At 68.1% G+C, this 21,558-nt stretch carries 18 protein-coding genes; 4 read left to right on the top strand and 14 right to left on the bottom strand.

The genetic code is table 11. The features are described 5' to 3' along the window. Positions 1–11 precede the first annotated feature (11 nt). Entirely contained in the window at positions 12–1,148 is a 1,137-nt protein-coding gene (locus BLQ10_RS14475) for a GuaB3 family IMP dehydrogenase-related protein (protein WP_091563219.1), read from the bottom strand. A gap of 54 nt (positions 1,149–1,202) precedes the next feature. On the opposite strand from BLQ10_RS14475, the gene BLQ10_RS14470 reads away from it, so the two are divergent. Next, entirely contained in the window at positions 1,203–1,472 is a 270-nt protein-coding gene (locus BLQ10_RS14470) for a hypothetical protein (protein WP_091563217.1), read from the top strand. Here BLQ10_RS14470 and BLQ10_RS14465 read toward each other — a convergent pair. The 3 genes from BLQ10_RS14465 to BLQ10_RS14455 all read right to left on the bottom strand — a co-directional run bounded on the left by BLQ10_RS14465 (position 1,459) and on the right by BLQ10_RS14455 (position 7,365). Beyond that, positions 1,459–3,309 carry an ABC transporter ATP-binding protein gene (locus BLQ10_RS14465; RefSeq protein ID WP_091563215.1) on the bottom strand — a complete coding sequence of 617 codons (1,851 nt, stop codon included), beginning with the start codon at positions 3,307–3,309 and terminating at the stop codon, positions 1,459–1,461. The genes BLQ10_RS14470 and BLQ10_RS14465 overlap by 14 nt on opposite strands. Before the next feature lie 145 nt (positions 3,310–3,454). Beyond that, complete coding sequence (gene guaB / locus BLQ10_RS14460; protein ID WP_091563213.1) at positions 3,455–4,966, bottom strand: IMP dehydrogenase; 1,512 nt, start codon at positions 4,964–4,966, stop codon at positions 3,455–3,457. 314 nt (positions 4,967–5,280) lie between these two features. Beyond that, complete coding sequence (locus tag BLQ10_RS14455) at positions 5,281–7,365, bottom strand: acyltransferase family protein (RefSeq protein WP_091563209.1); 2,085 nt, start codon at positions 7,363–7,365, stop codon at positions 5,281–5,283. A gap of 226 nt (positions 7,366–7,591) precedes the next feature. On the opposite strand from BLQ10_RS14455, the gene BLQ10_RS14450 reads away from it, so the two are divergent. Then, positions 7,592–8,560 carry a DUF389 domain-containing protein gene (locus BLQ10_RS14450; protein WP_091563207.1) on the top strand — a complete coding sequence of 323 codons (969 nt, stop codon included), beginning with the start codon at positions 7,592–7,594 and terminating at the stop codon, positions 8,558–8,560. Between the two features lie 191 nt (positions 8,561–8,751). Here BLQ10_RS14450 and groL read toward each other — a convergent pair whose 3' ends face one another. From groL to BLQ10_RS14435, 3 genes are all read right to left on the bottom strand, one after another. Further along, complete coding sequence (gene groL, locus BLQ10_RS14445; RefSeq protein WP_091563206.1) at positions 8,752–10,362, bottom strand: chaperonin GroEL; 1,611 nt, start codon at positions 10,360–10,362, stop codon at positions 8,752–8,754. A gap of 80 nt (positions 10,363–10,442) precedes the next feature. Continuing rightward, complete coding sequence (groES, locus tag BLQ10_RS14440) at positions 10,443–10,739, bottom strand: co-chaperone GroES (RefSeq protein ID WP_028275747.1); 297 nt, start codon at positions 10,737–10,739, stop codon at positions 10,443–10,445. A gap of 759 nt (positions 10,740–11,498) precedes the next feature. After that, positions 11,499–11,930 (bottom strand): hypothetical protein, encoded by a 432-nt coding sequence (locus BLQ10_RS14435; RefSeq protein ID WP_091563204.1) that lies wholly within the window; start codon positions 11,928–11,930, stop codon positions 11,499–11,501. A 66-nt stretch (positions 11,931–11,996) separates the two neighbouring features. Between BLQ10_RS14435 and BLQ10_RS14430 the strand changes: the two genes are divergently transcribed. Next, complete coding sequence (locus BLQ10_RS14430; RefSeq protein WP_091563202.1) at positions 11,997–13,229, top strand: class I SAM-dependent methyltransferase; 1,233 nt, start codon at positions 11,997–11,999, stop codon at positions 13,227–13,229. A 59-nt stretch (positions 13,230–13,288) separates the two neighbouring features. Here the strand turns inward: BLQ10_RS14430 and BLQ10_RS14425 are convergent, their stop codons facing one another. Beyond that, the gene (locus BLQ10_RS14425; protein ID WP_302847325.1) at positions 13,289–14,134 is read right to left on the bottom strand and encodes a shikimate 5-dehydrogenase; all 846 of its coding nucleotides are present in this window, start codon (positions 14,132–14,134) and stop codon (positions 13,289–13,291) included. A 285-nt stretch (positions 14,135–14,419) separates the two neighbouring features. Between BLQ10_RS14425 and BLQ10_RS14420 the strand changes: the two genes are divergently transcribed. After that, positions 14,420–15,571, top strand: a complete 1,152-nt coding sequence (locus BLQ10_RS14420; RefSeq protein ID WP_091563200.1) for a glutamate--cysteine ligase — start codon at positions 14,420–14,422, stop codon at positions 15,569–15,571. A gap of 81 nt (positions 15,572–15,652) precedes the next feature. Here BLQ10_RS14420 and tsaD read toward each other — a convergent pair whose 3' ends face one another. The 6 genes from tsaD to BLQ10_RS14385 all read right to left on the bottom strand — a co-directional run bounded on the left by tsaD (position 15,653) and on the right by BLQ10_RS14385 (position 21,527). Then, positions 15,653–16,771 (bottom strand): tRNA (adenosine(37)-N6)-threonylcarbamoyltransferase complex transferase subunit TsaD, encoded by a 1,119-nt coding sequence (gene tsaD / locus BLQ10_RS14415; protein WP_091563198.1) that lies wholly within the window; start codon positions 16,769–16,771, stop codon positions 15,653–15,655. Further along, positions 16,768–17,235 (bottom strand): ribosomal protein S18-alanine N-acetyltransferase, encoded by a 468-nt coding sequence (gene rimI / locus BLQ10_RS14410; protein ID WP_091563374.1) that lies wholly within the window; start codon positions 17,233–17,235, stop codon positions 16,768–16,770. The genes tsaD and rimI overlap by 4 nt, the downstream gene beginning before the upstream one ends. Positions 17,236–17,288: 53 nt before the next feature. Continuing rightward, positions 17,289–17,960 (bottom strand): tRNA (adenosine(37)-N6)-threonylcarbamoyltransferase complex dimerization subunit type 1 TsaB, encoded by a 672-nt coding sequence (gene tsaB / locus BLQ10_RS14405; protein ID WP_091563196.1) that lies wholly within the window; start codon positions 17,958–17,960, stop codon positions 17,289–17,291. Then, a complete protein-coding gene (tsaE, locus tag BLQ10_RS14400) occupies positions 17,960–18,700 on the bottom strand; it encodes a tRNA (adenosine(37)-N6)-threonylcarbamoyltransferase complex ATPase subunit type 1 TsaE (protein WP_254785571.1) in 741 nt (246 codons plus the stop codon). Before tsaE ends, tsaB begins: the two co-directional genes overlap by 1 nt. Further along, positions 18,697–19,917: an alanine racemase gene (gene alr, locus BLQ10_RS14395; protein ID WP_091563195.1), complete on the bottom strand. Its 1,221-nt coding sequence runs from the start codon at positions 19,915–19,917 to the stop codon at positions 18,697–18,699. Before alr ends, tsaE begins: the two co-directional genes overlap by 4 nt. 518 nt (positions 19,918–20,435) lie before the next feature. Beyond that, positions 20,436–21,527, bottom strand: a complete 1,092-nt coding sequence (locus BLQ10_RS14385; RefSeq protein ID WP_091563192.1) for a carbohydrate kinase family protein — start codon at positions 21,525–21,527, stop codon at positions 20,436–20,438. Between the last annotated feature and the right edge of the window lie 31 nt (positions 21,528–21,558).

Raw genomic sequence — 21,558 nt, 5'->3', positions numbered from 1 at the left:
CGGCTGGGGGTTCAGTTGCCGGCGTACGGCGAGACGACGACGTCCACGCGCTGGAATTCCTTCAGGTCCGAGTAGCCGGTGGTCGCCATCGAACGGCGCAGCGCGCCAACGAGGTTGGAGGTGCCGTTGGTGTGGTGGCCCGGTCCGAACAGGACCTCTTCGAGCGGCCCCACCGTTCCCACATTGACCCTGTCGCCGCGGGGCAGTTCGAGGTGGTGGGCTTCCTGGCCCCAGTGCCAGCCCTTGCCGGGGGCTTCGTCGGCGCGGGCCAGGGCGCTGCCCAGCATCACGGCGTCGGCGCCCATGGCGATGGCCTTGACGATGTCACCGGAAGATCCCATGCCGCCGTCGGCGATCACGTGGACGTAGCGTCCGCCGGACTCGTCCATGTAGTCGCGGCGGGCGGCCGCGACGTCGGAGATGGCGGAGGCCATCGGCGAGTGGATGCCCAGGGCGCGGCGGGTGGTGGTGGTGGCTCCGCCGCCGAAGCCGACCAGCACGCCGGCGGCACCGGTGCGCATCAGGTGCAGGGCCGGGGTGTAGCCGGCCGCGCCGCCGACGATCACGGGGACGTCGAGTTCGTAGATGAACTGCTTGAGGTTCAAAGGCTCGTGGTCCTTGGAGACGTGCTCGGCCGAGACCGTGGTTCCGCGGATGACGAAGATGTCGACGCCGGCGGCCAACACGGTCTTGTAGTGTTCCTGCGTGCGCTGCGGGGTCAGGGAGCCGGCCACCGTGACGCCGGCGGCGCGGATCTCGGCGAGGCGCGAGGTGATCAGCTCGGGCTGGATCGGCGCCTGGTAGAGCTCCTGCATGCGCCGGGTGACGGCGGGGCTGTTGGTCTCGTCCGCGAGGCCCCCGATCTCGTCCAGCACGGACTGAGGGTTCTCGTACCTGGTCCACAGGCCTTCGAGGTCGAGCACCCCGAGTCCGCCGAGGCGGCCCAGGGCGATGACGGTTTCCGGCGACATGGCCGAATCCATCGGCGCCGCGATGACCGGCATGTCGAACTTGTAGGCATCGATCTGCCAGGAGACAGAGACGTCCTTGGGGTCGCGTGTGCGCCGGTTGGGGACGATCGCAATGTCATCCAGGGAGTAGGCACGACGCCCACGCTTGCCTCGGCCAATCTCAATCTCGTAAGTCACTGCTCTAGGTTATCCCAGCGGACGCGGGGCGCCGCTTCGGCGTACTGTGGCGTCATGCTTTGGCGTCACGGACAGCGCTGGATTTTCGACGGGCACATTGCCGGGATCGGCACGGGCTCGGGCCTGCGCGCGGTGGTGGGCCTATGGACGCAGTCCCCGTTCGGGCCCTTCACGGACGCGATGGTCCAGCTGCCCTCCGGCCACCGGATCCTGTTCGCGCCGACCGTCGAAGCCGTCGGCTTCGGTGTCAGCAGTGTCCCGCCGGAACCCAGCCTGGCCCGTGTGCGCACCACCATCGAGGGGGCTCCCCTCACTCGCCGCTGACGTTCTCGGTATCCGGGACGGTCAGCTGGGACTCGAACATCCGGAAGTAGCGGCCACGGAGCGCCACGAGTTCCTTGTGGGTGCCTTGTTCCACTATGCGGCCGTCCTCGAGCATGTAGACCACGTCGGCCTTTTCGATCGTGGCGAGGCGGTGGCTGATGGCGATGATGGTGCTGCTGCGGTCAGCGAAGAGCCGCGTGAAGATCCGGTGCTCGGCCAGCGCGTCGATGGCCGACGTCGGCTCGTCCATCACCATGAAGGAGGCGTTGCGGTAGAAGTTCCGCGCCATCGCCAGGCGCTGCCACTGCCCGCCGGAAAGGCCGGAGCCCTTGCGGCCGCGCGGGTCCTCCATCCAGTTGCTGACGTGGTTGTCCAGGCCGTTGGGGAGTTTGTTGATGAATTCGAGGGCTTCGGCATCCGCGGCGGAGCGGCGGACCCGTCCGTCGTCGCGGGGCGAATCGACGTCGCCGAAGAAGATGTTTTCCGCCGCGGTGGCGAACTCATACTTCAGGAACTCCTGGCTGAGCACCGCCAGGTGCCGGTGCCAGGATGTGACATCGACGGCGGCGAGGTCGACGCCGTCGAGCATCACCTGCCCGGAATCGGGACGGTACAGCCCGGCCAGGATGCGGATCAGGGTGGACTTGCCGGCGCCGTTCTCCCCCACGATCGCGATGTGCTGGCCCTGCCTGATGGTCAGCGAAATGCCGCGGATCACCTCCAGTTCGCTGCCGGTGTAGGTGAAGCGGATGTCCCGCAGTTCCACCGTCTTCGGCGCCTGCAGCAGGGGCGGGGCGTGGCCGGACTGCACGGGCAGCGCCATGAAGAGCTCGTAGTCCTTGAGGTTCGCCAGGTCCTCGTCGATCGAGCTGAGCGAGGAGACGAGGTTGTTGGCGGTGGACAGGGCGCGGCTGACAATCTGCTGGACATAGAGGAACTGCCCCACCGGCTGGGCGTGCGCGATGATCTGGCCCACCACCCAGATCAGGGAGACGACCTCGGCGCCGTACTGCAGGGCATCGGCCGCGAGCTGTTTGGGAATGTAGCGTTTCTGGAAGTCGAGCCGGCGCTTTTCGTCGGCGTCCCGCAGCCGGGAACGCAGCCCCATCAGGTAGCCGACAATCCCGTAGAGCCGCATCTCGGCGATGTGCTGTGGGCGCAGGAGGTTGGTTTCGATCATCCTGCGCTGCCTGCGGGAATCGACCTGGGTGTTCCAGTGCGCGATCTGTTCGCGGGAGAGCTTGAACTGAAGGTAAACGCTGGGCACGATCGCGATCAGGACGATCACGGCGATCCACCAGCTGACCAGCAGCAGCGCGCCGATGGCCAGGAGCACCGAGACGAGCTGGGTGAAGATGGCAGCGATCCGGTCCAGGACGCGGGCATAGGAATCGGAGAAACGCTTGGCGCGGTCGTACAGGTCCACGGTCTCTTTGTCGTCGTAGTGCCAGAAGTCCAGGGTCAGGAAGCGCTCGTACATGAGATCGCCGACGATCGCGCCGACCCGGAAGCTCATGAGCTGCTGGATGTAGCGGTCCACGCTGCTGAACGATCCCCAGAAGAGCCCGAGTGCCGCGGTGATGATGACGTAGACGACGGCCTGCCCGCCGGCGGCGGCGTCGCCCGCGTAGGCGGCGGCCAGTGCTGTGGTGGTCAGGGCGGCGAAGTACGTCGTGACCAGCGGCAGGAGTGCCGAGATCAGCGAGCCGAGGACCTTCATGACGACGGCGGCGGGTGAGGCCCGGAAGCTCACCCGCAGCACCTGTGCCACGGCTTGGGCGTAGGGCTTGAGCGCGAGCTTGCGTTTGGGCGCACGTGCCGGCAGGAGTTCGGACATGCCTCCAGCCTAGTTCCGGGACCCGGAGCAGGCGTGAGCGGCGCCGCCGCTGGAAACGGTCCGCCCAAAAAGGGTGTGCCGCCCCTGAAACAGGTGGGCCCGCCGAAACTGTGGTTTCGGCGGGCCCACCTGTATAGGGCGGGTCTTAGCGTGACCCGTAGTTCGGGGCTTCGACCGTCATCTGGATGTCGTGCGGGTGCGATTCCTTGAGCCCGGCCGGGGTGATGCGGACGAACTTGCCGCGCGCCTTCAGCTCGGCCACGGTCGGGGCGCCGGTGTAGAACATGGTCTGGCGGAGGCCGCCGACCAACTGGTACGCCACCGACGACAACGGACCGCGGTATGCGACCCGGCCCTCGATGCCTTCCGGGATGAGTTTGTCGTCGCCCGAGACGTCGGCCTGGAAATAGCGGTCCTTGGAATAGGAGGTGTTCTTGCCTCGGGTCTGCATGGCGCCAAGGGAGCCCATGCCGCGGTAGCTCTTGAACTGCTTGCCGTTGACGAAAATCAGGTCGCCCGGGGATTCGTCGCAACCGGCCAGGAGGGAGCCGAGCATCACGGTGTCGGCGCCGGCGACGAGCGCCTTGCCGATGTCACCGGAGTACTGCAGGCCGCCGTCGGCGATCAGCGGGACGCCGGCCGGGATGGCGGCCTTCGCCGACTCGTAGATGGCGGTGATCTGCGGGACGCCGACGCCGGCCACCACGCGGGTGGTGCAGATTGATCCGGGACCGACGCCGACCTTGATGCCGTCGGCACCGGCGTCGATCAGTGCCTGGGCACCTTCGCGGGTGGCGGCCTGGCCGCCGATGATGTCCACGTGCGCCGCAACGGGATCGGACTTGAGCCGGCGGATCATCTCCAGCACACCCTGGGAGTGGCCGTTCGCGGTGTCCACGAAGAGGGCATCCACGCCGGCGTCCACAAGCGTCATGGCGCGTTCCCAGCCGTCGCCGAAGAAGCCGATCGCCGCGCCGACGCGCAGGCGGCCTTCCTCGTCCTTGGTGGCGAGCGGGTACTGCTCGGCTTTGGTGAAGTCCTTGGTGGTGATCAGGCCCTTGAGCCGGCCCTGCTCGTCAACGAGCGGGAGCTTCTCGATCTTGTTCGTGGCCAGCTTGTGCGAGGCTTCCTCGCGGCTGATGCCGACGTGCCCGGTGACGAGCGGCATCTTGGTCATGACGTCGCTGACCAGCCGGAGCGGGAAGTCAGATTCGGGCACGAAGCGGGTGTCGCGGTTGGTGACGATGCCCAGCAGCCGGTTGCCCTCGTCCACCACCGGGAGACCGGAGACGCGGTAGCGTGCGCAGATGTCGTCCAGCTCGGCCAGCGTGGCCTCGGGGCCGATGGTCAGGGGGTTGGTGATCATGCCGGATTCGCTGCGCTTGACCCGGTCCACCTGGTCGGCCTGGTCGGCGATGGAGAGGTTGCGGTGCACGACGCCGAGGCCGCCCTGGCGCGCCATGGCGATGGCCATCCGGGACTCCGTGACGGTGTCCATCGCGGCGGAGAGCAGCGGGGTCTGGACCGTGATGCGCTTGGAGATCCGGGAGGACGTGTCCGCTTCGGAGGGGATCACGTCGGTGTGGCCGGGCAGGAGCAGGACGTCGTCGTACGTCAGGCCGATGAAGCCGAAGGGATTGTGTTCGGGCTGGGTCATGAGTGCGCCTCTTACCTTGGGTTACGGGGTTCACGGGTAGGGGTTGCAACAGATGACCAGCCCGTCATTACGGGTCTGGTCTGTGCAGAAGGTTATGCAGCAGGTTGTGCATCAGGTTGTGCAGAAGTCCTGAATAAATAGTAGAACCTTGGCGGCGATAGCCATATTCCGGGGCAGTAATGTGCGGCTTCGATGTGAGCCGCCCCATGCCCGCAGGTTCCCCCGTCCGCCCGCAGCGGCCCGGCGGCCGGCCCGGGCGGCCGGCGTGGCCCGCCGGGCCGGCCCGGCGACCGGTGCGGCCGGCCGGGGCTGGCCTATTTCCAGCGGGTGGCGGCGAGCAGCCGCTTTTCGAACATGGGGATCATGGTCTGGACGTACGTCTTGGTCAGGTGGTTGTCGTCCTTGTAGACGTACACGTTGCCGACCACCGGGGGGCAGGTTCCGTTGGCGCAGATGAAATCGCTCATGTCCATCAGGGCCAGCCTGGGCACCTGGCCGCGGTACGCGTCGAGTGGCGAGGACCCGGCGAGCGATTCCTGCTCCGGGACGTTGCATTCCGCCGCGTCTTCGCCGTTTTTCTGGACGCACTCGGGCATGTTGATGTTGAAGCGGGGGTTGTCGCGGATGCCCACCACGTCCATGCCGGCGTCGGTGAAGGGTTTGATGCCCTCCAGGTACTGCGGCACCTCGGTCTCGAACGGCGCTTCCTTGTGGGTCAGGGACGCAACCGTGAAAACGGCGTCGGGGTGGTGGTCCAGGACGTACTGGGTGCTGGCCCTGTTGAAGGCGTTGCAGTCCGCGTCCCGCTCCGGGGACTCCCCGCCAAAGCGGCAGTTGCCCTTCAGGAGGGTGACCACTTCCCAGCCGTGGCTCTTCGCGATGGGGCCAAGTGCCGCCATGTACTGCTGGGCGTGCGAGTCACCGAGCACCACGATCCGCTTGGTGACCTTCTCCGGCTTGTTGTTCTGCAGGCAGCCCTGCAGTAAGGGGTCGCTGGGGACGTTTCCGTCCGTGCACAGCCCGTCGATGTCGGCCCACTCGTTCTTCATCGCCGCCGGCGCGGGGATGATCTTCGCCTCCGGGGTGGGTTTGCCGGCGTTTTCCGGTGCCAGCGCGGCCGCGCCGGGGGTCAGTTCCTTGGGCTGGGATGCCGCCTCGGCCTCGTCGGCGACGAGCTGGCTCTGCCACACGGCGACGGGACCGGCCAGCAAGGCACCACAGGCGGCAATCACGACGGCGGTCCGCCAGGCGCGGCGCTTGGGCCAGTGCCATTCGCGCAGCGGCTTCTCGACGAAGCGGGTGGTGAGCACGGCCAGAACGACGGACGCGGCAACGATGCACAGCCCCTGGAACAGGTTGGGTGACGTGATGCCCGCCCCGGCGAGGGCCAGGACCAGCAACGGCCAGTGCCAGAGGTAGAGCGCATAGGAGTTGTCTCCCAGCGCCACCAGGGGTTTCCAGGTCAGGAAGCGGTCGACGCCGAACCGGCTGCCGCTTTGGCCGGCGGTGATGATCGCGGCGGCGGCCAGCGTCGGCCACAGCGCAATGAATCCGGGGAAGGAACGGTCCACGGTCAGCAGCAGCCCGCAGGAGAGCATGGCCACCAGGCCGGCCCAGCCCAGAACGACGCGCAGGATCTTGCCCGGCTTCACGTACGGCAGGGCGAGGGCCAGGAGCGAGCCGAGGGCGAACTCCCAGAGCCGGGCGCCGGTATCGAAGTACGCGTGGGCCTGGTTCGTTGCGGTCTGTTGAATCGAGTACGCGAGGGACACCGTGAAGATGGCAGCGAAGGCCACGGCCAGCAGGGACCGGTAGCGCAGCGGCGCCTGGTCCTTGCCGGTCCAGCGGCGGAGCAGTCGGGAAAGAAGCGCCGTGCCGGCAAAAATGAGCGGCCAAAGCACGAACACCTGGCCCTGGATCGAGAGTGACCAGAAGTGCTGGAGCGGGCTCGCACCGGAATGGTCCTGGGCGTAGTAGTCCACGGCGGTGTCCGCCAGGAGCCAGTTCTGCCGGTACAGCAGGGAGGCCCAGGCCTGCTCAAGGACGTCGGGCCAGCGGCTTTGCGGCAGGATGGCCCAAGTGCCGGCGAGGACGCCCAGGATCACCACGACGACGGCGGGCAGCAGGCGCTTGAGCAGATGAAGCCAATGGCTCAGCAGCCGGAGCGGCGCGCCGCTCTCGACCTTCCGGGTGAAGCTGAGCGTCATCAGGAATGCCGAAATGAGAAGGAAGATATCTACGCCGCCGGAAACCCGACCCAGCCACACGTGGTAGGTGACCACCATGAGGACCGCGAGGGCGCGAAGGCCCTGGACTTCGGGGCGGTAGCTTGTTTTTCGGCTCGCCGGAGTACCTGCGTCCGCACGTGGCGGGGTGGCGGTGGTTCGCTCACTCGACACAAATAACCCTTCCGGCCAGTTTCCAAAACATCAATGTTACCGAAACGTAATTTTCTTGGCCAATCGCCGGTGCCCCGCGGGCGCCCCCGCTGCCCGGGCCGGGAGTCCCCACGCGCCCGGCTGGCGGCGCACTCGCGGAACCGGCCGGCGTCGCACTCGCGGAGCCGGCCGGCGGCGTCGGCCGCGGGCGGAAGCTAGGCTGGTACGAGTCTGAGGAGGCCGCTAAGTGATCGTGCAGCTGCGCATTTGTGTCCCGGCTGAGTTGTCCGGAGTTGTTGTCGAAAGTTGTACAAATCACGTCGGCGCCTCGGAAGTCGCGCTGGCCAAGAGTGCTTCCGTCATGCCCCCCGGGGACGTTATCGAGGTCCTACTGGCGCGCGAATCCGTGGAGGGGCTCGTGGAGAAGCTGCACGTCCTCGATGTCCAGCAGCGGGGATCAATTTCGGTCATCGCGCCGGATCTGGTGCTCTCGGACCGGTCCGACCGGGCGGAGGCGGAGGCCCCTGGTGAGGGCGCGGACGCCGTGATCTGGGACGAGGTGTCGCGGCAGACCGGCGAAGATTCGCGCCTGACGTGGAGTTTTCTGACCTTCCTGGTCCTGGCGACCCAGCTGGCCGCCATCGGCATCGTGACGGACTCCACCATTGCGATCGTCGGCGCCATGGCCGTGGGCCCCGAGTTCGGCCCGCTGGCTGCGCTGGCCGTGGCTCTGGTCCGGCGCCAGCGGCGGCTCGGACGCGACGCGGCGCTGGCCCTCGGCGTCGGCTTTCCCGTCGCGATGCTGGCTGCCGCCCTGGCGGCCTGGTTGTCCGTGCCGCTCGGGCTGTTTCCGCGTGACGCGCTGGACCGCGGTTCAGCGGTTGAATTCATTTACCATCCGGGCCCGTATTCCCTGATCGTCGCCGTGCTGGCCGGAATAGCCGGGATGCTGTCGGTCATCAGCCGGCGCTCGGCGGCGCTGGTCGGGGTGTTCATCTCGGTCACCACGGTGCCGGCGGCAGGGTTTGTGGCCGTGGCACTGGTCCTGGGCGAGTATCAGAAGGCGGCCGGGTCCGCCCTGCAGCTGTTCCTGAACCTGCTGGGAATCGTGGTGGCCGCCGTCGGGGTTCTCGTCTTCTACCGGCTGGTGACCAAACGGCTGCCGCCGGACGCCGCACTGCGGCTGCGGCGCAGGGCGGACCGTTCACGGGGCTGACTGCCCGGCGCTGCGGCCGCCCGCTAAGACCCGCCGGACCGGGGACTGCCGGAATGACGGGGTCTCGGCGCCAGAATCCTGGCAATTTGCAGCCAGAACCCCTGCAAAAGCGCAGCAGAACCCCGGCACAACCCCAGCACAAAAAAGGACGGCCCGGCAAGATGCCGGGCCGTCCTTTGTGCGGGCGGAGCCTAGTGCTTGTGCCCTGCGTGCTCGTCTTCTTCAGCAGGCTTCTCGACCACGAGGGTTTCCGTGGTGAGGACCAGCGCCGCGATGGAGGCCGCGTTGCGCAGAGCGGCACGCGTCACCTTCACGGGGTCGATCACGCCGGCCGCGATCAGGTCTTCGTATTCGCCGGACTTGGCGTTGAAGCCCTGGTTCACGGCGGATTCGGCCACCTTGGCAACGACGACATAGCCGTCGAAGCCGGCGTTCTGGGCGATCCAGCGCAGCGGCTGGGTCAGGGCGCGGCGGACGATGCCGACGGCGGCAGCCGCGTCACCTTCGAGGGCCTGGACGGCAGCGTCCTCGTCGAGCGCCTTCAGCGCGTGGATGAGGGCGGAGCCGCCGCCGGCCACGATGCCTTCTTCGAGGGCAGCGCGGGTCGAGGACACGGCGTCCTCGATGCGGTGCTTCTTTTCCTTCAGCTCAACCTCGGTGGCAGCACCAACCTTGATCACGCCGATGCCGCCGGCCAGCTTGGCCAGGCGTTCCTGCAGCTTTTCCTTGTCCCAGTCCGAATCGGTGCGTGTCAGCTCGACGCGCAGCTGGGCAACACGGGCGGCGACGTCCTCGGCCGAACCGGCGCCGTCGACGATCGTGGTGTTGTCCTTGGTGACCGTGATGCGGCGTGCGGTGCCCAGCACCTCGAGGCCAACGGTGTCCAGGCTCAGGCCCAGCTCCGGGGAGACAACCTGCGCACCCGTGAGGGTCGCGATGTCCTGGAGCATGGCCTTGCGGCGGTCACCGAAGCCCGGTGCCTTGACGGCGACGACGTTCAGCGTGCCGCGGATGCGGTTGACGATGAGCGTGGACAGGGCCTCGCCCTCGATGTCTTCGGCAATGATGAAGAGCGGCTTGGAGCTCTGCAGCGCCTTTTCCAGCAGCGGCAGGAAATCCTGCACCGAGGAGATCTTGCCCTGGTTGATCAGGATCAGGGCGTCCTCGAGGACCGCCTCCTGGCGTTCCGCGTCGGTGACGAAGTACGGGGACAGGTAGCCCTTGTCGAACTGCATGCCCTCGGTGAGGACCAGCTCGGTCTGCGTGGTGGAGGATTCCTCGATGGTGATCACACCATCCTTGCCGACCTTGCCGAACGCCTCGGCCAGGAGCTCGCCGACCTCGTCGCTCTGGGCGGAGATTGCGGCAACGTTGGCAACCTGCGTGCCTTCAACCGGGCGCGCGTTCTCCAGCAGGCGGGCGGCGACGGCCTCGACCGAAACCTCGATGCCGCGCTTGATCTCGCCCGGTGCGGCGCCTGCCGCTACGTTGCGCAGGCCTTCCTTGACCAGGGCCTGGGCCAGGACAGTGGCGGTGGTGGTGCCGTCACCGGCAACATCGTTGGTCTTGGTGGCGACCTCCTTGGCAAGCTGCGCGCCAAGGTTCTCGTAGGGGTCGTCCAGCTCGACTTCACGTGCGATGGTCACGCCATCGTTGGTGATCGTGGGGGCGCCCCACTTCTTGTCCAGTACGACGTTGCGGCCGCGCGGGCCCAGCGTGACCTTGACGGTGTTGGCGAGCTTATCGATGCCGGCTTCAAGCGACCGGCGGGCAGCGTCGTTAAACGCAAGCTGCTTTGCCATGGTTTTGTCCTTTCAAGACAGAACCCCGCGCAACTGATCCATTCAATGCGAAGGATCGGCTGCGCGGGGGTCCAAGAGAGTTACTTTACGACGATCGCCAGAACGTCGCGGGCGGAGAGCACGAGGTACTCGGTGCCGCCGGTCTTGACTTCGGTTCCACCGTACTTGGAGTAAATGACGACGTCGCCAACGGCAACGTCAACGGGAACGCGGTTGCCGTTGTCATCGAAGCGGCCGGGGCCTACTGCAACAACTTCGCCTTCCTGCGGCTTCTCCTGTGCGGAGTCCGGGATAACCAGGCCGGAAGCCGTGGTCTGCTCGGCTTCGAGCGGGCGGACAACAATACGATCCTCAAGAGGCTTAATAGAGACCGACACTCGGACCTCTCCTTTTCGTCAGCAAATTCGTGGACTATGAAGCGGCGATGCCAAGGCGCACAGACCGTCGTCGCGGTGCCGGCAGCGTGCCTGGCGGAACGCGCTTCATGTGTTAGCACCCTCCTAGGGAGAGTGCTAATGACGACTCTATGTAAATGGTTAGCACTCGGTCAAGGCGAGTGCCAGAAATTCGTCCCCGGTGAACATTTTCCCCGGTGGACATGCCCAATCTGTCGGGGCGGGCCCGCGGGACATGCCCATTCTTTGGTGCGGCCCGTGGACACTTGGGCATCATGCTCTCTGCCCGCGCTGACGGATGGACATGCCCTACGGCCGCGGGCTGCCCGGGAGGACATGTCCGTTCCTGCTGAGCGTTGGACATGCCCCACCGGGTGCGGGCGGGCCAGAGGGACATGCCCATTCTTTGGTGCGGCCCGTGGACACTTGGGCATCATGCTCTCTGCCCGCGCTGAGCATTGGACATGCCCTACGGCCGCGGGCTGCCGAGTGGGACATGTCCAGTCCTAGCGCTGAGCGATGGACATGCCCCACCGGGCCCGGGCGCGCCAGAGGGACATGCCCATTCTTTGGTGCGGCCGGTGGACACTTGGGCATCATGCTCTCTGCCCGAGCTGAGGGATGGACATGCCCAATCGGTGCGGGCTGCCCGGGAGGACATGTCCACTCCTGCTACCGAGGGGTGGGCATGTCCCGTGGCCCCCGTGGCCCTGTGGCCGCGTGGACGTTGCTGGCGCGTGCCTACTCGCCTGCGAGGTCTTCGAAGTCCACGTCCTGGCCGTCGTCTTCGTCCGTGTCCTGTCCTTCGTCGTTCCGGTGCCGGTACATCAGCACGGTCCCGGCGGCGGCCAGCAGGATCCCTGCCATGAGGAAGATGATGCCGCCGAGCCGGGCAGCGGCATAGGTGTCGCGGATGGCCCGAGCCTCGTCCGTGGCGTCCTGGACGTTGTTGCCGCCGACGGAATATACGGTGGCGTTGAAGGAGTCGAGGAAGAAGATGATCACCAGAAGGGCGATGCACACGACGGCGATCACAGCGCCGGCGATCAGTGCCGGCCGGGCGTAGCGGGCCAGCCCCTGCGGGCTTCGGCGCCCCTGCCCTGCGTCGTTCCCGGCTGCCTCCTGCCCGGTTGTGTCCTCTGAGATGCTGTCGCCTGCGCCGCTGTCTTCCATGCCGTCAAGCCTAGCCCCCGTGGTCCGGTCACAGCGTGCCCGCGGAGCTCAACTACGCTGGATGGCATGACTGACGCACCGCAGGAACATATTGCCCCGATCCTCACGCCCGAGGGCTGGGAGCTGCTGGCGTCGCTGGGCCCGTACCGCGAGGACGAGGCCTTCCGCCTTACCGCGGCGCTGCGCAAGGCCGGCCACTCCCCCGAAATGGTCTCGGCGGTGCTGACCCAGTCGCGGCTGCGGACCAAGGCCGAGGCAAAATTCGGCGAGTTCGCCCGGCAGATGATCTTCACCAAGGCCGGCCTGGAGCAGGCCACCAGGCTCACGGTGGCGGCGCGGCACGCGCAGCGGTTCGCGGAGGCCGGGATCGGCCACGTCGCCGATCTCGGGTGCGGGCTGGGGGCGGATGCGATGGCCCTGGCCTCCCTGGACCTTGTGGTTACCGCGGTGGAAATGGACGAGGCCACGGCCGCCTGCGCCACGATGAACCTGATCCCGTTCCGCAATGCCACCGTGGTCCATTCGGATGCCACCTCGGTGTCGCTCGAGGGGATCGACGGCGTCTGGCTCGACCCGGCTCGGCGCACCACGTCCACCTCGGGAACCAAACGGATCTGGGATCCGGAGGATTTCTCCCCTCCCCTGTCCTTCGTGGAGTCGCTGGCCGGCTCAGGCCGCGCTATCGGAGTGAAGATGGGACCGGGCATGCCGCACGATGCAGTGCCGGCCGATTGCGAGGCGCAGTGGGTCTCCGTGGGCGGGGACGTGACCGAGGTTGCCCTGTGGTTCAACGCGGTGCGGCGGACCGGGGTGCGGCGCGCAGCCCTCGTGCTCGGGCCTCTTGGGGCGGCCGAACTCACCAGCGGCGAGGACTTCGGGGGCGGCCCGGTGGCGCCCGTCGGTGCCGTGGAGGGCTATCTGTATGAGCCCGATGGGGCGGTGATCCGGGCCGGGCTGGTGGCCGACGTCGCTCTCCAGCTGGGCGGGCATCTCGTGGACGAGCACATCGCCTACATCTGCGCCCCGGACCTGCAGGACACCCCGTTCGCCAAGGCCTACAAGGTCCTGGACGTGATGCCGTTCAACGTCAAGGCGCTCAAGTCCTGGGTCAAGGACGAGGGGATCGGCGTCCTGGACATCAAGAAGCGCGGCACGGCCGTCACGCCGGAAGAGCTGCGCAAGCAACTCCTCCCCGGCGGAAAACCGGCCGGTTCAAAGGCCAAGAGCAAGAAGACGGCCACCCTGGTCCTCACCAGGATCGGCGAGGACCGGGTGGCCATCTCGGTGGAGCCCGTTTAGCCCCGCCGGCGCAGGATCCCGGGGGGACGCGCGGGCTACAGGGCTACAGGGCTACAGCGCTACTGGGCCCGCATGAACTCCTCGGCGGACCTGATCTGCTGGTCCGTGGGCCGGATCCCGGTGTAAAGGACGAACTGCTCCAGCGCCTGGATCGTGGCAACCTCGGCTCCGGTGATCACGGTCTTGCCGGCCGCGCGGGCGGCCCTGATGAGCGGTGTCTCGGCCGGGAGGGCGACGACGTCGAACACCACCTTTGCGGCGTCAATGGCCTCCTGCGGGAAGGACAGCGCCTCCGCGTCCGGTCCGCCTGCCATACTCCCTGCCATACCAATAGGTGTGACGTTGATCAGCAAGTCGGCCGTGCCGGTGCCGGACTCCGCCGGGCCCAGTTCCGCGCTCCAGACGAAGCCGTACTGGTCGGCCAGGGCGCGGCCGGAGTCTTCATTGCGGGCCACGACGGTCACGTTCTTGAAGCCGGCATCCCGCAGCGCGGCTACGGTGGCCTTGGCCATGCCGCCCGAGCCCAGGACCAGCACCGAGTAGCCCGTGGGGACGGCGTTGCTGCGCAGGAGCTGCTCGATTGCCGTGTAGTCGGTGTTGTAGGCGGTGAGCCGGCCGCCGTCGTTGACAATGGTGTTGACCGAATCGATGGCCTTCGCCGACGGGTCCATGACGTCAACGAGGGCGATCACGGCCTCCTTGTAGGGCATGGACACCGCGCAGCCGCGGATGCCGAGGCCGCGCACGCCGGCGATCGCCTGGGCGAGGTCGGTCGGGGCGAAGGCCTTGTAGATCCAGTTCAGGCCCAGCTGCTCGTACAGATGGTTGTGGAAGCGCGTCCCGTTGTTGCTGGGCCGGGCCGAGAGCGAGATACACAGGGTCATGTCTTTGTTCAGAATGGGCACGGCTCCATTAAACGCCAGGATGGGCCCGGCCACCCCAGCCGCCGCGCGCACCGTCGCTGACCAGCCGCTTTGTGAATACACTCACGCACCAGCGGTCCCTTTGGCACCGTCCCGGGGGCGCCCCTGCACTAGACTTGGACCACCCGTAGCCCTGCCAGCAGCCCGGCCGGCGCTCTGGTGTGGGGAAATGTCACGTGCCACCGCCGGTGGCACGTCCGAGGGTGTTTGCCAGCGCATTTCCCACCAGGACCGCGGCCAGTGACAGCAAAACAGTGAAGGGACCACATGAAGATCGAGTTCGCTTCATCCAGGCAGTCGACTCTTGGCGTGGAATGGGAGCTGGCGCTCGTCGACGCCGAGACAGGCGAGCTGGCCTCCGTGGCGAACCAGGTGCTCCGCGGCGTCGCTGCCCGGCACCCCGAACTCAATGAGGACGACGAGCACCCGCACATCAAGCAGGAACTGCTGCTGAACACCGTGGAGCTCGTCACGGGCATCTGCACCACCGTCGCGGAAGCCAAAGCGGATTTGAGCAGCTCGCTCGCGGCCGTCCGGGACGTTACCGATCCCATGGGCGTGGAGATCTTTTGTGCCGGAAGCCATCCCTTCAGCCCGCCCCAGCTGCAGCCCGTCACGGACAAAGAACGCTACGCCAAGCTCATTGACCGGACCCAGTGGTGGGGCCGGCAGATGGTCATCTACGGCGTCCACGTGCACGTCGGCCTGGACAGCCGGGACAAGGTCCTTCCGGTTCTGGACGGCCTGGTCAATTACTTCCCGCACTTCCAGGCGCTCTCCGCGTCCAGCCCGTTTTGGGGCGGCGAGGACACCGGCTATGCCTCGCACCGCGCCCTCATGTTCCAGCAGCTGCCCACCGCCGGGCTGCCGTTCCAGTTCGCCAGCTGGGAGGACTACGAGGCCTATGTGCAGGACATGTTCACCACCGGTGTGATTGACACGCTCTCCGAGATCCGGTGGGACATCCGCCCCGTTCCGGCCCTGGGCACCATCGAGATGCGCATTTGCGACGGCCTGGCGACCCTCGAGGACGTCGGTGCGATCGCTGCATTGACGCAGTGCCTGGTCGACGAATTTTCCACGACGCTGGAGAACGGCGGCACCATTCCCACGATGCCGCCGTGGCATGTCCAGGAGAACAAGTGGCGCGCGGCTAGGTACGGCCTGGACGCAATCATCATCCTCGACGCCGAGGGCAACGAGCAGCTCGTGACGGAGCACCTGCGCGAGACACTCAAGCGGCTTGAGCCCGTGGCGGCGAAGCTGGGCTGCAGCGCCGAACTGGCCGACGTCGAGAAGATCATCAAGCGCGGCGCCGGCTACCAGCGCCAGCGCCGGGTTGCCGCCGAGCACGGCGGGGACCTGCGCGCCGTCGTCCTGGATCTGGTCAAGCAGATGCGCCAGGGGCCGGAAGCCTAGCTCCGGCGCGCACCAGGCACCCACGGGGGGAGTTTCAGGCGGTCGAAGCCTGAATCTGGCCAAGTTCCGGCAGGCGAAACCTCAGGCGGAGACTGTCGTGACCGGCATCGAGGAGTCGGGGGCAAAGCCGATTCCGCTTGGTTCCACTCCGGCCATCACCAGCTGCGCCCCGAGTGCCGCCACCATGGCGCCGTTGTCCGTGCACAGCGGCAGCGGCGGGACCGTCAGCCGGATCCCGGCGGCGCTGCAGCGCTGTTCGGTGAGCTGGCGCAGCCGCGAGTTGGCCGCGACGCCGCCGCCCAGGAGGACCTCCGTGATCCCGTTCTCGCGGCAGGCGAGCACCGCCTTGGAGGTAATGACATCCACCACGGCCTCCTGGAAGGCCGCGGCGATGTCCGCCACGGGGACCTCCTCGCCGCGGGCCTCGAACTGTTCCACGCAGCGGGCGACGGCGGTCTTGAGTCCGCTGAAGGACCAGTCGTAGCGGTGCGGCCCGGGTTCCTCGGCGGTCCCCATGTACTTGGGCTGGGTGAGGCCGCGCGGGAGCCGGATGGCCTTCGCGTTGCCGGTGCGCGCGAGCTTGTCGATGGCCGGACCGCCGGGGTAGCCGAGGCCCAGGAGCCGCGCCACCTTGTCATAGGCCTCGCCGGCGGCGTCATCGATCGTGGAGCCCAGCAGCTCGACGTCGTCCGTAATGCTCCGGATCCGCAGGATCTCGGTGTGGCCGCCGGACACCAGGAGTGCGCCCATGTTCTCCGGCAGGGCGTGCGGCGGGGTTTGCGGCGCCGGCGCGCCGGACGGCGCCGGCGTGCCGCCGCCCTGCTGCAGAAGCCCGACGCCGACGTGGGCGACAAGGTGGTTGATGGCGTAGAGGGGTTTCCCGGTGGCGACGGCGAGCGCTTTGGCCGCGCACACCCCCACCATGAGTGCCCCCGCCAGGCCCGGCCCGGAGGTGACGGCGATCGCGTCGATGTCCGTGAGCGACACGTCCGCCTCCGCGAGGGCCTCCTCGAGGGTGGGGACGAACGCGTCGAGGTGGGCGCGGGAGGCGATCTCGGGAATCACGCCGCCGAAACGGACGTGTTCGTCCATGGAGGAAGACACGGTGTTCGTCAGCAGAGCGGTTCCCCGGACGATGCCGACGCCGGTTTCGTCACAGGATGACTCGATGCCGAGCACGAGCGGCTGGGTGCGGTTCATGGCCGGCCTGCTTCCTTTGGCTGGGGGCTGAGTGGTTCGCGGGGCAGCTGCAGCCGCATGATCAGGGCGTCGACGCCGTCGCGATAGTAGCGGGGCCGGACGTGGATCTGGTCGAAGCCGAAGCGCCGGTAGAGCTGCTGGGCGCGGGGGTTGTCCGCCCGGACCTCCAGCAGCACGTCCTGGGCGTGGCGGCGGCGGCTTTCCACGATCAGTTCGGTGAGCAGGGCCGAGCCGATGCCCTTGCCTTCCTGCTCGGGGACCACGGCGATGGTCTGGACGTCCGAGATCGGTTCGATGCACATGAGCCCGGCATAGCCCACAATCCCGCCGTGGAACTCCGCCACGAGGTAGCGGCGGGTATCCGTCTGCGCCAGCTCGTCGTGGAACATCTGCAGCGGCCAGGCATCCACCGGAAACAGCCGGCGTTCCAGCGCGTGGACCACCGGAATGTCCGCGGGCTCCATGTCCCGCAGGGTGATCCCGCCAGGCAGCCTGAGCGGTGCGGCGCGTTCCCGGCTCACAGGGCACGTTTCCGGGGTCCGGGCACCTGGGCGTCGGATTCGCGCAGGTACAGGGGACTGGAGTCCAGGAGTTGTTCCCCGGCTGCGAGCCGGGCGAGTGCGAACTGGCCCAGCGAGAGTGCTTCGGGCTGCCGGGTGCTGAATTCGGCGACCGCCTTGACGGCGTCGGAGTAGATTCCGGCACCGGCGCCGTAGACCGGCAGATCCGGCAGATCCGCGGCGAATCCCACGTGCGGGCCGTCCGCAAGGTGCGGCAGCTGGGCATCGGAGAGGGTATACCGGGCCCAGTACACTTCCTTGCGGCGCGCGTCGGTGGCGACAATGAATTCCGCGGCCGAGTCGGTGGATTCGGCTACTTCCAGGGCGATCGCGTCCAGGCTCATGACGCCGTACAGCGGCTTGCCCCAGACAAAGGCGAGGGTGCGGGCGGTTACGATCCCGGAGCGCAGTCCCGTGAAGGGTCCGGGACCGACGCCGGTGACGATTGCGTCGACGTCGCGGCCGCTGACGCCGGCCTCGGCCAGGAGCTCGTCGATCCCGGGGGCCAGGACCTCCGCGTGGGTGCGCGTGTCTTCGGTGGCGAAGCTGGCGAGCACAGATTCCGGTGCGTCGTCGGAGACCAGCGCGGCGCTGGCGACGGCGGAGGTGTCGATGGCGAGGATCAGCATCAGGGGTTCCGTTCCGGGGTCTGGGGCGTGGTCTCGGGCACGGGTGCGGTGGCGGGCACGGGCTCGACGCCGGTCACGGGCTCGGCGCCGGGCACGGGCTCGACGCCGGTCACGGACTCGACGCCGGGCACGGGCTCGACGCCGGGGAGTGCCGGCGCTTCGGCCCAGCGCGGGCCGAAGCCGCGGATGACGACGGTCCGCGGCTCGTCGTCGTCGTCCGTGTCGAAATCCAGCACGCCGGGATCGGCGGCCGCAGGCGGTGCCCCGGCGGGATGAACCGGGGCGGGCATGCCCCCGGCGCCAGTGCCCGCGGCGCCTCCGCGCGGGCGGTGGAGTTCGACCTCAAGCCGGCTGTCGCTCAGGTGCTCAACCCGGCCGCGGCCCCACTCGACCACCGTCACGGCGCTGTCCATGGTGTTTTCGAGATCGATGTCATCGATTTCTGCGACCGACTCCAGCCGGTAGGCGTCCACATGCACCAGGTCCGGACCGCCCGGCCGGGGTCCTCCGGGCAGATTGGGGTGGATGCGCACCAGGACAAAGGTCGGCGAAATGATGCCGGCCCGCACACCCAGCCCCTCCCCCAGCCCCTGCGTGAAGGTGGTCTTGCCGGCGCCCAGTTCGCCGGTCAGGACCAGCAGGTCGCCGGTTTGCAGTACGGCGCCCAGGGCCGCGGCGAGCGCGTGCGTCTCCGCCGCCGTCCGGACCTCAAGGCTTCGTTCCCACGCGGGCCCGCTCACGGCCGCTCTTCGCCGGCGGAGGGCTCTTCGTGAAGGTAGCGGCGCGGCACGCGGGGGCTGATCCGGGTGACGATCTCGTAGTTGTTGGTGCCGGCGGCCCTGGCCCAGTCATCGGCCGTGGGTCCGCCGTCGGCGCCGTCGCCGAACAGCACTGCCTCGGCGCCGAGGATGCTCCGGCCGCCGGCCGCCACGTGGCGGGGTCCGAGGTCGATCACCATCTGGTCCATCGCGATGCGCCCCACGACCGGGTAGTTCACGCCCTCGACCCGGACGGGACCACCGGTGGCGATGCGCGGCACGCCATCGGCGTAGCCGAGCGGGATGAGCCCGAGGGTACTGACTCCGTCCGTGCGGTAGTTCAGCCCGTAGGAAACGCCCTGGCCGGCGGGCACGTCCTTGCAGTGCGAAACCACAGTGCGGACCGTCATGGCCGGGCGCAGCCCGAGCTCGGCCGGGCATTGCCCCTCGAAGGGGGACAGCCCGTACAGGCCCAGACCCACGCGGACCAGGTCAAAGTGGGTGTCCGGCCGGGAGAGGGTGGCCGGCGTGTTGGCCAGGTGGCGGACCTCGGGGTCCACGCCGGCGTCCTGGGCGACGGCGAGGACCTGGCGGAACGCGGCGAGCTGCTCGTCGGTTTCGGGCCGTTCGGGTTCGTCGGCGACGGCCAGGTGGGAGAAGATCCCCACGACCCGGAGCAGGCCCTGGTCCTGGTGTTCCATGGCTTCACCCACCAGGCTGTCCCAGGCGTCGAGCGTGGCGCCGTTGCGGCCGAGCCCGGTGTCGACCTTCAGGTGGACACGGGCGGGCCGTTCCTGTTCGCGGGCGGCGGCCACTATCCGGTCCAGTTCCCAGCCCGAGCAACCGATGTCGATTCCGGCGGCCACGGCGGCGCCGAAGTTGCTGTCCGGGGTGTGCAGCCAGGCCAGCAGCGGCGCCTCGATCCCGGCGGCGCGCAGGGCGAGAGCCTCGGAGATGTGGGCCACGCCCAGCCAACTGGCCCCCGCACCGAGGGCAGCCCGGGCCACCTGGACGGCACCGTGCCCGTACGCGTCGGCCTTGACCACGGCCATGACCTGCGCGGGTGAGGCCACGGCTGCGATGCGGCGGACGTTGTGCCGGATGGCGTCGAGGTCGATTACGGCCGAGCGCTCCTCAGCGCGGGCCGGCACTGCCGCCGAACCGGGCAGGAGATCGCCTGTTGCTGCTTGATAAGTCACTTAACGATTCTAGGCGCGGCGCCGCAGGCCGAATAATCGGCGGCCCCGGCCTCCAGTGGACATGCCCTCCCTCCCCCGCGGGACATGCCCATTCTTCGCGCCCAAGACCGCGCACAACGGGTACAGGTCCAAGCCTCGGCCCCAGCAGAGGACATGCCCACCGGTGACAGGAAACCGCGCCAACACCCACCGCTGGACATGCCCACTCTTCGCGCCCAAGACCGCGCACAACGGGTACAGGTCCAAGCCTTGGCCCCAGCGGAGGACATGCCCACTGGTGACAGGAAACCGCGCCAGCACCCACCGCTGGACATGCCCATTCTTCGCGCCCAAGACAGCGCACAACGGGTACAGGTCCACGCCTCGGCCCCAGAAGAGGACATGTCCAGTGGTGACAAGAACCCGCCCTGGAACCCTCACGAGGACATGCCCACTGGTGACAGGAAACCGCGCCAGCACCCTCACGAGGACATGTCCAGTGGTGACAGCAGCGAACCCGCCCAGAGGCCCGGGCCCGGTTAGGCGTCGGACAGGTGGGCGATGGTCGCCGTCGCCCGCCGCTGCGCCTCCGGCGGGACATCGCGGACAATCTCTTCCAGGAAGTGGTAGCGACGCAGCCATTGACTGCCCTGCCGTTCCTTCCGGGCGTTGGCCCGCTGCCACCAGTCGGCAATGTCCCCCCAGCCGGGTGCGGCAAGCGAGCCGCCCACCTCCTGGACGGCCAGGGCGGCGCAGAGGTTGGCGAAGCGGAGCCGGTCTCCCAGCGGCCAGCCGGCCAGGGAACCGACTATGAATGCCGCACCGAAGCAGTCACCGGCACCGGTGGGATCGTAGGCGCGGACAGGTAGGGACGGGACCCACTCTTCCTCCCCCGTTTCCGAATCCACGGCCATGGACCCCTGGGCGCCGAGGGTTACCACCGCCACCGGAACCCTCTCCGCGAGCGAGTACAGCGCGGACCAGGGGTCGTCGCGGCCGGTGAAGTTCATGGCCTCGTGCTGGTTCGGCATGAAGGCGTGGAAGTACTTCAGGTTTTCCAGCCGGGTCGAGGACCACGCGCCGGTGGGGTCCCAGCCGACATCGCCGAACAGCCGGACGCCGTTCTTGTGCGCGTCGACGGCCCACGGTTCGAGTTCCTCTCCCAGCTCCGCAACGGCTGCGAGCGCCGGCGGCGGGCATCCGACCAGCTCGGTGGACGTCACCGGTGCCGGGTGCCCGTGCGTCACCATGGACCGGTCCTTCTCCACGCTCAAGGACACCGTGACGGGCGAATGCCAGCCCGGCACACGCCGGGAAAGGGACAGGTCCACATGTTCCTGGGCGGCCAGGATCTTCCAGTTGTAGTCGCCGTAGCCGTCGTCGCCGAACACGGCGGCAAGACCGGTCCGCAGTCCCAGCCGGGACGCGGCGATCGCCTGGTTGGCGACACCCCCGGGGCAGCTGCCCATGCCGTCGCTCCAGATTTCCGTTCCCGGCTGTGGCGCGTGGGGCAGACCGGTGAAGATGATGTCCTGGAATACGGTCCCGGTCAGGAGCAGGTCGAACCCGTCCGCGGCCGGGCTGCGGACGGCAGAGAGCGGATCAAAGCGCAGCGCCGGGGTCGCGTCCATATACGGCACACTACGCCGTACCGCCGTCGAG

Source organism: Arthrobacter sp. ok362 (assembly GCF_900102785.1).
In the GTDB taxonomy this organism is placed as follows: Bacteria; Actinomycetota; Actinomycetes; order Actinomycetales; family Micrococcaceae; genus Arthrobacter.
This window is presented reverse-complemented; position numbering and strand designations above follow the sequence as displayed.